The sequence below is a fragment of the Cycloclasticus sp. P1 genome (genome assembly GCF_000299965.1).
Taxonomy (GTDB): domain Bacteria; phylum Pseudomonadota; class Gammaproteobacteria; order Methylococcales; family Cycloclasticaceae; genus Cycloclasticus; species Cycloclasticus pugetii.
This window is the reverse complement of record NC_018697.1, coordinates 701081-716835: the sequence shown is the minus strand read 5'-3', so window position 1 is coordinate 716835 and position 15755 is coordinate 701081. Positions and strand designations below refer to the sequence as shown.

General features: G+C 43.0%; 10 protein-coding genes. All 10 read right to left on the bottom strand.

Annotated features, from left to right (window positions below):
* Positions 1–5: 5 nt before the first annotated feature.
* Entirely contained in the window at positions 6–875 is an 870-nt protein-coding gene (locus Q91_RS03460; RefSeq protein WP_015005497.1) for a prephenate dehydrogenase/arogenate dehydrogenase family protein, read from the bottom strand.
* Position 876: 1 nt separating this feature from the next.
* Complete coding sequence (gene hisC, locus Q91_RS03455) at positions 877–1998, bottom strand: histidinol-phosphate transaminase (protein ID WP_015005496.1); 1122 nt, start codon at positions 1996–1998, stop codon at positions 877–879.
* A 37-nt stretch (positions 1999–2035) separates the two neighbouring features.
* Entirely contained in the window at positions 2036–3118 is a 1083-nt protein-coding gene (gene pheA, locus Q91_RS03450; protein WP_015005495.1) for a prephenate dehydratase, read from the bottom strand.
* A 9-nt stretch (positions 3119–3127) separates the two neighbouring features.
* Positions 3128–4291: a phosphoglycerate dehydrogenase gene (locus Q91_RS03445; protein ID WP_015005494.1), complete on the bottom strand. Its 1164-nt coding sequence runs from the start codon at positions 4289–4291 to the stop codon at positions 3128–3130.
* 32 nt (positions 4292–4323) lie between these two features.
* A complete protein-coding gene (serC, locus tag Q91_RS03440) occupies positions 4324–5406 on the bottom strand; it encodes a 3-phosphoserine/phosphohydroxythreonine transaminase (protein ID WP_015005493.1) in 1083 nt (360 codons plus the stop codon).
* Positions 5407–5425: 19 nt separating this feature from the next.
* Entirely contained in the window at positions 5426–8002 is a 2577-nt protein-coding gene (gyrA, locus tag Q91_RS03435) for a DNA gyrase subunit A (protein WP_015005492.1), read from the bottom strand.
* 258 nt (positions 8003–8260) lie between these two features.
* Positions 8261–9394: a sensor domain-containing diguanylate cyclase gene (locus tag Q91_RS03430; protein ID WP_015005491.1), complete on the bottom strand. Its 1134-nt coding sequence runs from the start codon at positions 9392–9394 to the stop codon at positions 8261–8263.
* A gap of 16 nt (positions 9395–9410) precedes the next feature.
* On the bottom strand, positions 9411–11432 hold the full coding sequence (ligA, locus tag Q91_RS03425; protein ID WP_015005490.1) for an NAD-dependent DNA ligase LigA: 2022 nt from the start codon (positions 11430–11432) through the stop codon (positions 9411–9413).
* On the bottom strand, positions 11429–12124 hold the full coding sequence (locus tag Q91_RS03420; protein ID WP_015005489.1) for a cell division protein ZipA C-terminal FtsZ-binding domain-containing protein: 696 nt from the start codon (positions 12122–12124) through the stop codon (positions 11429–11431). Before Q91_RS03420 ends, ligA begins: the two co-directional genes overlap by 4 nt.
* A gap of 32 nt (positions 12125–12156) precedes the next feature.
* Positions 12157–15657, bottom strand: a complete 3501-nt coding sequence (smc, locus tag Q91_RS03415) for a chromosome segregation protein SMC (RefSeq protein ID WP_015005488.1) — start codon at positions 15655–15657, stop codon at positions 12157–12159.
* Positions 15658–15755: the final 98 nt, after the last annotated feature.

Sequence of the window (15755 nt, the reverse complement as noted above, 5' to 3'; positions counted from 1 at the left end):
GAATTTTACTTTTTTTGAAGGCTTAAGAAATATTTCCGCGCACTTTGTGCTGATTTAAATATCTCTAATAAACCTTGTTTATCTTTTGCATCGATTAACGATGATATCTTCTGGTTAAGTTGCTCTAACTCTTTCATTACATTAAGTAACTCAGGCCCATTTGCTAGGCAGATGTCCGCCCACATTTCTGGGTCACTTGATGCAATACGTGTAAAATCTTTAAATCCACCGGCAGCGTATTCAAATATCTCACGTTCATCTTGTTTGTTTTTCAGCACTTCTACTAATGAGAACGCTAATACATGGGGTAAATGACTTGTCGCAGCAAACACCTCATCGTGATGCCGAGGGCTCATTATAGACACCTCTGCACCCATTTTCTCCCACCATGTTTGACATAGGTCAGTGAGCTGCTGATCTGTCGACTCAGTGGGCGTAAGGATACTACGTTTTCCTTCAAATAAACGATCACTGGATGCTTCTACACCGTTATTTTCCGAGCCTGCAATCGGATGCGCTGGCACAAAGTTACTGGGCACCTCAGCAAAAACGCTTTCTAAAGCGTCTAAAACGCTAGCTTTTGTACTGCCAGCATCCGTATACAAGCACTCTTTTGACCATGTGGTTTTTAGTTGCTGGAAAATTGATTCAAAAGCCCCAACAGGTGAGCAAATAACGATAATATCAGCGTTTTTTGTCGCTAATGGAATGGACAGCTCATACCCATCAATAACACCTAATTCAACTGCTTTTTGTAAATGCTTCTCGCTTCGCCCTACGCCAATAACTTCTTCACATAAGTTGTTTTTCTTTGATGCCCTTGCAATAGAGCCGCCAATTAAGCCAACACCAATGATGCACATTTTCTTAAACATGCTAGATCACCTTCTTCAGCGCACTTAATAAAACCTCATTTTCTTCGGCTAAGCCAACTGATACTCTAAGATAGTCAGGCATGTTATACCCTGCTATAGGGCGTACAATGACCGCCTCATGCAGTAATTTCGTGTAAATATCTGCCGCTTTTTCACCGACATTTAGCGAGATAAAGTTTCCAGCAGAAGGGATATAGCTCAGCGCTAGTTTCTCAAAACCACTAGCGAGTTGTTGTAAGCCTTGTTTGTTTAATTCACGGCTTTTATCAATGTAGGCATCATCTTGTAACGCAGCCTCGGCAGCAACTAAGCCCAAAGAATTTACATTGAATGGGTGTCTCACCCTATTGAGCAAATCGGCAATATCCGGGTGACTGACCGCATAACCTATTCTCAGCCCAGCTAGCCCATATGCTTTTGAAAAAGTTCTGGTAATAATTAAATTTGGATAGCGCTGTAGCCAACGGGTTGTATCAACGACATTTTGTGGTTCCAGGTATTCGCAATATGCTTCATCAAGAACCACAATAATGTGCTTAGGTATTTTCTTTATGAACTGCTCCAATTGGTCTGGCTCTATCCACGTTCCTGTGGGGTTATTTGGGTTAGCAATAAAAATAACTGACGTTTTTTCACTAACTAACCTCCCCATCGTCTCAAGATCGTGCCCATAAGCGTCAAGCTCATCAGGCAAACGGGCTTTAGCGACTCGTGCAGTAGCACCTACAGATTGCGTAGCAATGGAGTACACAACAAACGCATATTCAGAGTAGATACATTCTCGCCCCATGCTTAAGAACACCCGAGCAATAACATCTAGAACATCGTTTGAACCATTACCCAGTGTAATCATATCAGCGTTTACACCGAGTTTTTCTGACAAGGCTTTTTTTAAATAAAAACCGTTGCCATCAGGGTACATTGAAATATCATTCAACGAGTTCTGTATCGCTTTTTTAACCCTCTCACTTGGGCCCAAGGGGTTTTCATTTGAGGCTAACTTAATAATATTATCAAGTCCCAGCTCACGCTGTAATTCATCAATAGGCTTCCCGGGCTGATAGGGGAACAGGCCATTAATAGGCTCAAACGCCAAATCACAAAAATTATTTTTTATAGACATTATTATTATTGCTTTCCGGCAACCCTTTGCTTTATTTTTAAATAACCGCTTTGGGATAAGAGCCCAATACTTTTAATAGATTCACATTAGGCAGCAATTCTTGTAATACTGTGGACACTTTTTCATCGTCTTGATGACCATCAATATCAACAAAGAATACATAGTCCCAAGCTGCTTGCCTTGACGGTCTAGATTCTATTTTATTTAGACTAATACCTGCATATGCAAACGGTGCTAATACACTTTGCAAAGCACCAGCAATGTTCTTTGTAGAAATCATCATGCTGGTCTTATCATCGCCACTTGGTGGTACTTCTTGCTGACCGATGACCAAGAACCGTGTTGTATTATTTGGCTCATCTTCAATATTGCTGGCCAACATATTTAATTGGTATAAATCAGATGCTATTTCACCCGCAATCGCCGCAGCCCCTTCTTCACTCGCAAGACGTGCCGCTTCAGCATTACTGCTTACCGCTATAGTTTCTACGCCGGGTAAATGCGACATAAGCCACTGCCGGCATTGCGCTAAGGATTGTTGGTGCGAATAAACCACCTTAACTTGGTCTAGTGCTTCTACATTGGTCAACAAATGATGATGAATCCTTAACGCTACTTCTCCGCAAATCTGTAAGGCTGAATTCATGAAAATGTCTAGCGTATGACTAATCACACCTTCAGTAGAATTTTCAACCGGCACCACACCATAGTGAGCCTCTCCATTTTCCACCTCATGAAAAATATCAGCAATGGTCGCCGTCTCAACAGTGCGTACAGCATGTCCAAAATGTTTTAAGGCAGCTTCTTGCGTAAAGGTGCCTGACGGACCAAGGTAAGCCACCGTCAGCGGCTTTTCCAGCGCCAAACACGATGACATTAATTCACGATAAATTCGTGCCACATGCTCATCTTTTAAAGGCCCTGGGTTTTGCTCCTTAACACGCCTTAAGACCGAAGCCTCACGGTCTGGACGATAAAAATCTACCGTTTCTCCTTCACGTAACTTTACAGCCGCAACCGCTTTTGCCAAATCAGCTCGCTGATTAAACAGGGTTAATAATTGACTATCTAGCTCATCGATAGCGCCTCTTAACTCAGATAATGAATCATTAACACCCATGCTCACCTCTTAAATCGTTCTAACAGATAGAACACCATCAATGGCTTTAATTTGATCAACGACGTCTTTTGTAATTTCTGTATCCACATCTAATAAGGTATACGCCAAGTCGCCTCTCGATTTATTCAATAAATCTAAGATGTTATGACCTGTTTCCGCAAGAATACTCGAAATTTGCCCAACCATATTAGGTACATTAGAATTTGCAATAGCCATACGGTAACCACTCACTCGTGGCATCTTGACTTGTGGAAAATTCACCGAGTTTTTGATATTTCCATTTTCTAGGAAATCCTTTAATTGATCAGCAATCATAATTGCACAATTTTCTTCAGCTTCCCCTGTAGAAGCCCCAAGGTGTGGCAAGGTAATGACACGCGGGTGATCTTTTAATAGGTTACTTGGAAAATCACAAATGTATGAATACAGCTTACCGGCATTTAACGCTTCAACAACGTCTTCATCATTTACAATTCCGTTGCGAGAAAAATTCAAAATAATCGCATTATCATTCATCGTGTTAATACGACGTGCATTAATGAGGTTCTTTGTTCCCTCATTAAACGGCACGTGGATCGTCACAAAATCAGACTTTGCTAACAACTCATCGACTGTATTTGCAGATTCAATAGATGATGATAGCTGCCACGCACGCTCAACAGTCAACGCTGGATCATATCCTACAACGTTCATGCCTAAATCTCGCGCCATATTCGCCACGGATGTGCCAATCGCACCTAAGCCAATAACGCCTAATGTACGACCTGGTAATTCAAAGCCTACAAATTTTTTCTTAACTTGCTCTACTTCTTTACTAATGGACTCGTCATCGCCTGTAAGGTTTTTTGCACATTCCCACGCCTGACATATATTTCGGCAACCTAAAAGCATACCTGTTAAAACTAATTCTTTTACCGCATTTGCATTAGCGCCTGGTGCATTAAACACAGGAACACCTCGTGCACTCATTTTCTCAATGGGTATATTATTAACACCGGCACCGGCTCGTCCAATTGCTAAAACACTTTCAGGTATATCTACATTATGCAGCTTTAAAGAACGCAGCATATAAGCATCTGGGTTTTGAATTTCAGAGGCCACTTCATAGGTCTCTCTTGGAAATTTCTCAAGGCCTTTTACAGAAATGTTGTTCAATGTTTGTATTTTGTACATGTTTACTAACCTATAAATTATTAACTGTTTGTCTATGCCTTTGTTCTTTCAAACTCAGCCATCATACTGATCAATGCATCAACCCCTTCTTCTGGCATTGCATTATAAATGCTGGCACGCATACCCCCTACTGATCGATGACCCTTTAAAGTGACTAGGCCAGCTGATTTAGCTTCACTTAAAAATAAGCCTTCTAATTCAGCATTTGCCAAGGTAAATGGAATATTCATTCTTGATCGTGAGGTCAACTCGACAGGGTTTGCATAAAAATCTGAGTTATCAATCGCAGCATAAAGTTTTTCAGCCTTACGAACATTTTGTGCTTCTATCGCTGACACACCGCCTTGCTCTTTTATCCACTCAAACACTAAGCCCATTAAGTACCAGCTGTAGGTGGCAGGTGTATTAAACATTGACCCTGCATCTGCATGATTTTTATAATCCATCATGGACGGCGAACCGGCTTTCACATTGCCAATCAAGTCGTCGCGCACTATTGTAAGTGCTATACCCGATGGCCCCATATTCTTCTGACCGCCAGCATAAATGACACCAAACTTACTGACATCAAACTCTCTAGATAAAATATTTGATGACATGTCCGCAACCAAATCTATATCACCCACATCGGGAATAGAGTGAAATTCAACACCACCAATGGTTTCATTACTGGTGTAATGCAAGTAGGCCGCATTTTGATCAACATCCCAACTGTCTACTGCTGGGATTGTAGTGAAGTTAGTCGATTCTGAGCTGGCCGAAATGTGCACATTGCTATGAATTTTAGCTTCTTTAATGGCTTTTTTAGACCAAGCACCTGTATTGACATAACAGGTTTTATCTTTACCGCGAAGTAAATTCATCGGCACCATTGAAAATTGGGTTGTTGCACCACCTTGTAAAAATAGAACCTTATAGTTCTCAGGAACGTTCATTAGTTCTCGAACATCGGCTTCTGCTTTTTCTGCAATTGAAATAAAGTCTTTACCACGGTGACTCATTTCCATAACAGACATACCCGAGTCATGCCACTCAAGCATTTCTTGTTGGGCTTTTTTCAATACGTCTACAGGTACTGCAGCCGGGCCGGCACTGAAATTATATACACGGGACATCTAACTCTCCTTAAAACAATTAATCTGTAATTTCTTCATCAAGGGCGACTTCTTCACCCTCTTCATCATCTAAGCTAGCAATACGATCTAAACCGATGACTTTTTCATTCTTAGCGGGACGAATAACACGAACACCTTGTGTATTTCTCCCTAAAATTGATATTTCACTGGTTCGCGTTCTAACCAATGTACCGCCATCGGTGATCAGCATTAGCTCGTCGCTTTCATCTACCAAGACAGCACCGACCAACGCACCATTACGTTCACTGGTTTGCATTGCTATAACCCCTTGCCCACCACGCTTATGAATCGGATACTCTTCAATTTTTGTGCGCTTACCGTAACCATTTTGGGTTAATGTTAAAACAGTGCCTGGTTCTGAAATAATCAATGAAATAATATGTTCTTCATCTTTTAAGCGCATACCCCGAACACCACTTGCTGTACGCCCCATCACCCGAACATCTGCCTCTTTAAAACTAGCTACCTTTCCTGAGCTAGCAAATAACATAACGTCTTTTTCGCCATCGGTGACAGCAACGCCAACCAAGGTATCGTCATCACGCAAATCAATAGCAATTTTGCCGTTCGCACGGGGTTTTTCAAACTCTTTAATATGGGTCTTTTTAACCGTGCCCGATTCAGTAGCCATGAAAATATATTCATCTTCATTGAACTCACGAATTGGCAAAATAGCGTTAATACGTTCGTCACTGTCTAGCGGCAGCAAATTGACAATCGGTTTACCTCTCGCAACCCTACTGGCCACCGGCAAATTGAACACGCGCAACCAATAGACTTTCCCTTTACTCGAGAAACATAAAACTGTGTCATGTGTGTTGGCAATAAACAGCTTATCAATAAAGTCTTCATTCTTTGTGTTTGCGGCTGTTTTACCCTTTCCACCACGACGTTGCGCAGTATATGAAGTAAGCGGCTGTGATTTCACATAACCCTCATGCGACAAAGTCACCACCATATCTTCTTCGGTAATTAAATCTTCTGCCGTGAGGTTTAAAAACTTATCAACAATTTCTGTTCTACGCTCTTCTTTATATTCTTCTATCAGTGCTTTTAGCTCTTCACTGATCACTGACATCAAGCGATCCCTGTTCGCCAAAATATCTAAAAGGTCATCAATTACAACAAGAAGATCTTTATATTCTTGAAGAATCTTATCTTGCTCAAGCCCTGTCAAACGGTGCAGGCGCAACTCTAAAATAGCCTGCGCTTGCGCAGGAGACAAATGATAACGCCCATCAACAATGCCATATTGCTCTTCAAGCTTATCTGGGCGAGAACGGCTTGAGTCTGCTTTTGATAATAAGTCAGCTACTAAACCAGGCTCCCAAGCTGCTCCCAGCAAGCTCACCTTTGCTTCGGCAGGGGTCTTTGCTGCCTTAATCATCGCGATCATTTCATCAATGTTCGACAACGCAATCGCTAACCCTTCTAGGGTATGAGCACGCTCACGCGCTTTACGTAAGTCATAAATTGTTCTGCGCGTTACGACTTCACGTCGATGATCAATAAACGCATTAAGGATTTGCTTAAGATTCAAACATTTAGGGCGACCATCGATCAGCGCCACCATGTTAATACCGAACACATTCTGAAGTTGCGTGTGTTGATATAAATTATTGATAATCACTTCAGGCACTTCGCCACGTTTAAGCTCTATCACCATACGCATGCCGTCTTTATCTGACTCATCACGAAGGCCTGAAATACCTTCTAGCTTGCCATCTTTAACAAGATGAGCAATTTTCTCCATCAAGCGTGCTTTATTTACTTGATACGGCAATTCAGTGACGATAATAGACAACTTACTATTTGAGCTTTCTTCGCCTTCAACATGGTAACGCGCACGTAGGTAAATTTTACCGCGGCCTGTTTGGTAAGCTTCGCGAATACCGGTGGCACCATTGATAATACCTGCCGTTGGAAAATCAGGCCCTGGAATATATTCCAGCAATTGATCAATGGTTGTTTCAGGCTCCTCAATCAAACGCAGACATGCTGAGGTTACTTCCGCAAGATTATGTGGCGGAATATTCGTCGCCATGCCCACCGCTATACCAGACGAACCATTAATGAGCAGTAAAGGAGCACGCGCAGGCAATACACTGGGTTCGTGCTCTGATTCATCGTAGTTAGCAGTAAAATCAACTGTTTCCTTATCTAGGTCAGTTAACATTTCATGCGACAACTTTGACATTCTGATTTCGGTATACCGCATCGCCGCTGCAGAATCACCATCAACTGAACCAAAGTTACCCTGACCATCCACCAACATATGACGCATAGAAAAAGGCTGTGCCATACGAACGATGGTGTCATATACAGCGGTATCACCATGAGGGTGATATTTACCAATAACATCCCCAACAATACGGGCGGATTTCTTATAAGGTTTATTCCAATCGTTGTTCAACACATTCATTGCGTACAACACCCTACGGTGCACTGGCTTTAAGCCATCACGTACATCTGGCAAGGCTCTCCCAACAATAACACTCATCGCGTAGTCTAAATAAGACTGGCGCATCTCATCTTCAATATTGACGGGGATCGTTTCTTTTACAAGCTCAGACATGTATCGGTATCTCCTAGGATGCCAAATAATTCAAAAAAACATTAAGAAAGCGATAAAAATATACTTCACATCAGCTTTTTATCGCCAAAAAATTTATGCTAAATAAAGCCGAAATTATACCCGAAAAACGGTGCTCTTGATAACTTTGTTTGCCCGCACAAAACAATGCTTCTAAGCTTTCGCCATTACATCGCCATAAAATATGGCCTTAAGAAGCCGCTACGCCCTATACTGAACCATAGAAACAAACCCTGCGTGCTACTCGGCTCTTTTATCAACAACTGAGCACGACTTTACTTCTCCACCACTACGCACGAGATTACGCCCAGATTTTTTTGCCTGATACAAAGCCTTATCGGCAACATCTATTAACTGACTAGCCCCCAAAGGCTTAGATACCCCTGGTTCTGCAACAACAAACGTTGAAACACCAATTGAAACGGTCAGCGCTAGTGAACTTTCGCCGGCCATTTCTATTGAGGCATTAGCAACCGACTGCCGCATCCTTTCTGCTACTTCAATACCCTTCTTCTCAGAGGCAGTTGGCAATATCGCCACAAACTCTTCACCACCATAACGCGCCAGAATGTCATTTGCTCGCAATTGACCACGTAATGTCTCCGCCACGTGTCGAAGCGCCAGATCACCTACTTGATGCCCAAAGTTATCGTTCACCGCCTTAAAAAAGTCTATATCAATAAACAAACACGACAGACTATCACCCGTTCTTAAGCAGCGAAGCATCTCTTCATCCATCCGTTGTTCAAAGAACCGCCTATTATTCACCCCTGTCAGCGTATCAAATAGGCTAGTGCGCCTGAGCTGTTCATAATTCAGCGTGTTTTCCATGCACACGCTCATCACCTTACCTAGACGCTCCAAAAAATATGTCGCCATTTCTACTTGAAAACGTCCCTCATCTTCACTACCAAACACCATACAGCCCAGATAAATACCACGCCGCACAAGAGGAATAATCGCTACTGTCTTTGGCGCTGTTTTATTAGCTGGCCAAAAAACCTGGGGTAGGACATCATTAGCAGCGCCTAGCAAAATTCGTTGAGACAAACCCAGCTCATCTTTAAACACCCCTCCCTTAGATAAAAAAATAATATTCGGGTATTCATCAAACCTAAAACCATCCTCGGTAAGAAACTGCTTTATCTCATCATCTTCATCTGCGAGCACCAACGATAAAGAGTCGAGATTAAAGGCTAACTGGGCATCGTCGTTAATATGCTCAATTAATTCACGTAAAGAATTCAGTGACAATAAACGCATTTCCAAGTCTTGAAAACGTTTCAACATTTCCTCATTCTTTTGCGCACGCGAAATCATGCCATCCATATGGCTTTGTAACACGCAAACTTGCGTTTCTAAATCGGCATCCATAGCGTTACAGTTATATTCAGTCCTTTGCTATTAGCTTTATTAAATCGTCTTCTGATAATACCGTCACCCCTAGCGACTGGGCTTTTTTCAACTTTGAACCAGCATCCTCCCCGGCAACAACATAATCGGTTTTTTTCGAGACGCTTCCAGTCACTTTTGCACCCAATAATTGCAAGGCTTCTTTCGCTTCAATACGCCCCATCGTCGACAATGTACCGGTCAACACAAAGACTTTACCTGATAAAGCCTGATCATCTTGGGGAACTGCTTCAACATTGGGCCAACTAACCCCTAAGTTTTTCAAGCTCGCTATTACCTCACGGTTATGCGCCAACTCAAAGAAAGCCACGATATGTTGTGCAACAATAGGCCCAACATCAGGCACCTTCTCCAACTCTTCAACAGTGGCACTCTGTATCACATCCAGCTGTCCAAAATAGCTCGATAAGCTTGCCGCAGTCACCTCGCCTACTTCTCGAATACCCAACGCATACAGAAACTTCGGCAGGGTCGTTACCTTGCTTTTTTCAAGTGCCGCGATAATATTACTGGCAGACTTATCGGCCATTCGCTCCAAACTCGACAACTGCTCGTGAGTTAATCGATACAAATCAGCCGGCGTTTTAACTAAATCCTGAGCGACTAATTGCTCAATAATCTTGTCACCCAACCCATCTATATCCATCGCCTTACGTGAGGCAAAATGCTTGATCGACTCTTTCACTTGAGCACGACAAAACAAGCCAGCTGGACAACGTGCGATCGCCTCTCCCTCGGCGCGCTCCACTGTTGACCCGCACACAGGACAAGACACTGGCATTTCAAAAAGCTGCGATGCAGGCTTTCTCTTTTCCAATACAACAGAAACAATTTCTGGAATCACATCGCCGGCACGCCTGACAATCACCGTATCACCCACACGAACATCTTTCCTGCGCATTTCACCTTCGTTATGTAACGTGACATTCGTAACGGTAACCCCACCAACAAAAACAGGTGCCAATCGAGCAACCGGCGTAATGGCTCCTGTTCTACCCACTTGCACATCAATCCCTATTACTTCGGTCATTTTTTCTTGTGCTGGAAATTTACGTGCTATTGCCCAACGCGGCGCTCTTGACACAAAACCAATGGCTTTCTGCAAGGCAAAATCGTTAACTTTATAAACGACCCCGTCAATCTCATAAGGTAATAGCGCTCTTTTTTGCGCCAACACTTGATAGGCTTGGTGACATTGCTGCATGCCCCTTGCTGTCGTCACCTGATCACTCACTGGCAAACCCCATGTAGCCAACAGCTGAAACAGCGCCTGTTGTGTCTGCGGTAGCTCGTAACCCTCTACCACCCCAATACCATAGCTATAAAAAGCCAGTGGACGGGTTGCTGTTATTTTTGAATCTAGCTGCCTCAAACTACCTGCAGCGGCATTTCTTGGATTAGCAAAAGGCTTTTCACCTAACGCCAATGCCTGTTGATTCAGCTGCTGAAAACCAGACAACGGCATAAACACTTCACCCCTGACCTCTAGCCTCAATGGTAGATTATCGCCTTTTAAACTGAGTGGAATGGCACCAATAGTTTTAACATTTTCGGTAACGTCTTCGCCTCGTTTACCATCCCCTCTTGTTGCAGCACGTACTAACACACCGTCCGCATACAACAAAGAAATAGCTAAGCCATCCAATTTCGGCTCGACAAGGTATTCGATATCTTCAAACCCGTCAGCTCGCTCTCGCACTCGCTTATCAAATGCCTCAAACTCATCATCGTCAAAGGCATTATCTAATGACAGCATCGGCACCGCATGCTCTACCTGCTGAAATGAGTCTAACGGAGCTGAACCGACGCGCTGCGTCGGCGAATCATCACTCATTAGCTCTGGGTTTTCAGCCTCTAATAACTGAAGCTCTCGCAATAAGGCATCGTAATCGGCATCAGGAATTTTTGGTGCGTCGTACTGATAATAATTCTGGTTATGTTGATTTATCTCTTCACGTAGCGTCTGCACACGTCGCTTAACATCGTCATGCATTGTCATAAATTAGAAAGCTGTGACTGAATATTCATAATGTTATCTGGTCTCAACTCGTTCATTTCAGCATCGACCAATCTCGCCTCTAGGCGCTGACTTAATTCACGCGCCACATTCAACATATTTTCAAACGCTTCACTTGGTTGCGCGACATCACTGACTTGAAAAAACAATATGATCCCTGTTGATTCAAACTCAGTCATATTACCCACAGGAAAAGTGCCTGGCTCTAATATATTTGCCACGTGAAACTGTTGCGCCTCAACACCATCATGTCGCTGGTAATAATGGAAAATCCCCATATCACCGAACTCAAGACCTAAGGCTGTAAACGCATCTATCAAAGCTGTACCCAATAACGAGCCGCCACTGTGAGGCAAAACAACCAGTTGAATGACCAATGCCTGCTCTGCCACAGGCACATCCTCCACTGGATCAACGGGTGAAGGGTCTGACTCTTGCGCTTCAGGCACGTCCACATGCTCATGAATGGTCGGGGCCTGCTGTTCGTCCAATACCGCAGAAAAGGACGGCTCACCACCTATCACCGGATCCACTCGCTCATCAAATGCCGAGTCATCTAGCTCTTCTTGTTGAACGGTCGCTTTCTTTTTTTCTAGCACGTCATAAAAATATATCCCCAACAATATGACCATACCCACTAAGAGCAATATTAACCTTAACGAGTTTTCTTCCATTTTCTATCCTTAAAAATTCGTTTATTTAGCGTTTAACCAGTTGCCATTTTAGCGGCTTCTTCCAAATCAACGGTAACCAATCTCGATACGCCCGGTTCTTTCATGGTGACCCCAGCTAGCTGCTGAGCCATTTCCATCGTTGATTTATTATGTGTAATCAAAATCATTTGAACATTATCTGACATTTCTTTAACCAGTTCAGCAAAACGACCAACATTTGCCTCATCTAATGGCGCATCCACTTCATCTAGCATACAAAAAGGCGATGGGTTTAAATCAAAGATTGAAAAGACTAAGGCCACGGCCGTCAGTGCCTTTTCGCCACCTGACAACAAATGGATTGAGCTATTACGTTTGCCCGGTGGCCTCGCCATTACCGTTACGCCGGTTTCCAACAAATCTTCGCCTGTTTGCTGCAAATACGCATGCCCACCACCAAATAGTTTTGGGAACCGTTTTTCAAAACCTGCATTTACTTTGTCAAACGTTTCTTTAAAAAGCGCTTTGCTTTCTCGGTCAATTTTATCAATCGCTTCTTCCAATATCCTCAACGACTCGGTCAAATCAAGCTGCTGATCATTTAAGTACTGCTTTCTTTCCGACTGTGTTTCATACTCTTCAATTGCCGTCAGGTTGATTAGCCCCAAACCATTTATTTTTTCAGCAAGCGCATCCACCTGCTCTTGCCAATGAGTCTCATTTGCATCCTTGGGCATCTCATTCAATGTGTCAGCCAACTCAACGCCCGATGATTCAAGCTGCTCAATTAAGGTTTGTTTTCGCACCAAGATAGCCTGATGTTCTATTTTTGCGGCAGACATGTTGTCCCTTGCCTGTTGCACTAGTTGCTCAAATTCATGACGCGTTGTTTCCAAGCTTCTAATTGTTTGTTCTGTTGATTCAGCCGTAGTCCTGACTTCTACAAGACGGTTTTCAATAGCAACTCGATTTTTAAGTAGATTAGCCAAAGTCACTTCCTTTTCTTCTATTGGCTCATCGCTCATGGTTAATTGAGCCTGCAATTCAGCCACTTTTTCTTTTGCATGAAGCAAACGCTCGTTAACCCTCTCAGCATTTTGAACAATCAGCGCTTGTGATGAACGTTGCGCTTCGATCTTTAACATCAATGAATGCACTCGTTCACGCGAACTATGCACTTGTTGCTTTACCCTATCTAAGAGGTCTTTTTTAACTGAACGTTCTTTTTGTAATGCAGCACGCTGTGTTTCTATTTGTGCTGATTGACCAATGGCCTGCTCCAATACGCGTTTGCTTTCTGTTAAACGCTCTTGATCGGTCGCTTGGTCCTCAACGAGCTGATTAATATCAGCCTCTAGCTCTGCCAGCCTTTGCGTCGCCATCTCCAGTTTTGAACGCTGTTCATTTATCTGCATCCACAACTGCGACACTTGCCTCACCACACTGCCTTCTTGTTGGCGCAACTCAATACCTTGCTTCTCGAGCTCAGACACCTCGTCTCGAGCCTTTATTAACCAACCTTCTTTATCTAAAACATTAGTCGACACCACGTGCAATTGTTGCGTTAACTCTTTTTTCTCTTTTTCTAGCGCCAAGGCACTATCTTTTTGCGCATTATGCTGAAAATAAATACTATCCACATGCAGCCAAACACACTCTTTAGTGATAACTGATTCATGCTCTTTTAATTCATTCATTAAGGCTTTTGCCTGCTCCAGCGTTTCAGCAAAATGAACATTTTTCAGCAAAGCCATTGCGGGTAAATCAGAGGTAATCAGGTTCGCTAACGACGTTTTACAAGGTAATTGTTGAGACTTAACCGTTGTATCAAAGAATGTTAAGCCATCAACTGGGTATTGCATGCCAGCATCAACGACAGCATCCATACCCTCAGTACAAATTGCCTGTAACCTTACCCCCAAGACTGTTTCTATTGCTTTTTCCCAGCCAGTTACCACGTCTATTTTCTCAATTAACTTAGGTGCTTGCGCTAAGCCTAGGCCCTTTAACCACTGCCTTTCCGTTTCATCTGGCTCACCTAAACTAGAGCGCTGCAAGACAGTTATTGATTCAACCCTTGCCGTTAAACGTGACTTTTCAGCACGCAAGTCGGCTAAAAGCTCACTTTCTTGATGAATTAACGACTGCATGCTAGCCATTTTTTCGCGATTCTCTTGCACTGCCGATTGACTCTTTTGTTGCTGAGATTCGGACAGAGCATGTTGTTTTTCAAGGTCGCTTAAGTCAACACGTTCCAAAGCTTCCTGAAGTGTTTTTTGCTCGTTTGTAAACTTAGATAATTGTTTCGACGCTTGCAAAAGTTGTCTGTCAAGCTGAGCTATTTTAGCGTTTTCAACATCAATGCTTCTTTTAGGCTCGGCTACTCGATAAGTAAATTCATCCCATGATTGCTGCCAATCTGCCATTGCTTGTTCTTGATCAGCTAGCGTTTTATTCGCTGTTTCTAACCGTTGCTTTACCTCAACCAGTTCAGCTTCACTTTTCTTAATGGCATCATTTGTTTCTGCCAATTTTCTATCACCTTCGTCTTGCTCTTGTGTCGACAGCGTCAGCAATTTGCTAACATTTTCCAATTCTGACTCATGCTGTTTTTTTAAGCTTTGTTGGTGCTGCAGAGCTTGTTCAACCTTGGCGATCTCTGACCCGGTCGCATAAAACTCCGCCTGAACTTCGCCTAGCTGTTTCTGCTGCAGACTATGCTGCTCACGTTGCTGCTCTATATTTTTTTCCAGCTCTCGCTGTGCAGCTAGCGTCTGCTCCACTTTTAATTCAAGCAATTTAATGGCTTTAAGCTGCCCCTCATCTTGCTCATCAAGCCGCTGCCAACGTAATGCCAATAACTGTGCTTTAAATTGACGCTCTTCTGCTTTTAAGAGCTTGTAACGTTCGGCCGTAGTGGCCTGACGCTTTAAATGACGACATTGCTTTTCAATTTCATCACAAAGATCAGCGATACGCTCCAAATTTTCTCGGGTACGGCGCATTCTATTTTCAGTATCACGACGTCGCTCTTTATATTTCGAGATGCCGGCCGCTTCTTCAAGGAACACACGCAGTTCATCTGGTTTCGCTTCTACCAAGCGTGAAATGGTACCTTGTTCAATAATTGCGTAACTACGTGGCCCGAGCCCAGTACCCAGAAATAAATCTGTAATATCCTTACGCCGACAGCGCGTGCCATTTAAAAAGTATACCGATTGCCCTTCCCGATTCACTTGTCGCCGCAAGGATATTTGTTGATAGCCAGCAAATTCACCTGTTATGGTGGCATCGGTATTATCAAAAATAAGTTCGACAAATGCTTGGCCAACCGGTTTACGCGTTGTTGAACCGTTAAAAACCACATCAGCCATTTGGTCACCACGCAGATGCTTTGCTGAACTTTCACCAAGTACCCACCTAACGGCATCAATCACATTTGATTTACCACAACCATTAGGCCCAACAATACCGACCAAATCACTAGAAAAAGGAATGGTCGTTGGATCAACAAATGATTTAAAACCGGATAGTTTTATTTTTTCCAAGCGCATCGAATAACAATACAGGAATGTACTTTTTTCACAAAGAATACTGGTAAATTTAGCCGATAAAAAAGCCGATTAACACCCTTCGCTTTATATTCAATGTA

Excerpts from the sequence above, each read along its gene's own strand:
- Q91_RS03460 (WP_015005497.1), bottom strand. The coding sequence starts at position 875 with ATGTTTAAGAAAATGTGCATCATTGGTGTTGGCTTAATTGGCGGCTCT.
- hisC (WP_015005496.1), bottom strand. The coding sequence starts at position 1,998 with ATGTCTATAAAAAATAATTTTTGTGATTTGGCGTTTGAGCCTATTAAT.
- pheA (WP_015005495.1), bottom strand. The coding sequence starts at position 3,118 with ATGGGTGTTAATGATTCATTATCTGAGTTAAGAGGCGCTATCGATGAG.
- Q91_RS03445 (WP_015005494.1), bottom strand. The coding sequence starts at position 4,291 with ATGTACAAAATACAAACATTGAACAACATTTCTGTAAAAGGCCTTGAG.
- serC (WP_015005493.1), bottom strand. The coding sequence starts at position 5,406 with ATGTCCCGTGTATATAATTTCAGTGCCGGCCCGGCTGCAGTACCTGTA.
- gyrA (WP_015005492.1), bottom strand. The coding sequence starts at position 8,002 with ATGTCTGAGCTTGTAAAAGAAACGATCCCCGTCAATATTGAAGATGAG.
- Q91_RS03430 (WP_015005491.1), bottom strand. The coding sequence starts at position 9,394 with ATGGATGCCGATTTAGAAACGCAAGTTTGCGTGTTACAAAGCCATATG.
- ligA (WP_015005490.1), bottom strand. The coding sequence starts at position 11,432 with ATGACAATGCATGACGATGTTAAGCGACGTGTGCAGACGCTACGTGAA.
- Q91_RS03420 (WP_015005489.1), bottom strand. The coding sequence starts at position 12,124 with ATGGAAGAAAACTCGTTAAGGTTAATATTGCTCTTAGTGGGTATGGTC.
- smc (WP_015005488.1), bottom strand. The coding sequence starts at position 15,657 with ATGCGCTTGGAAAAAATAAAACTATCCGGTTTTAAATCATTTGTTGAT.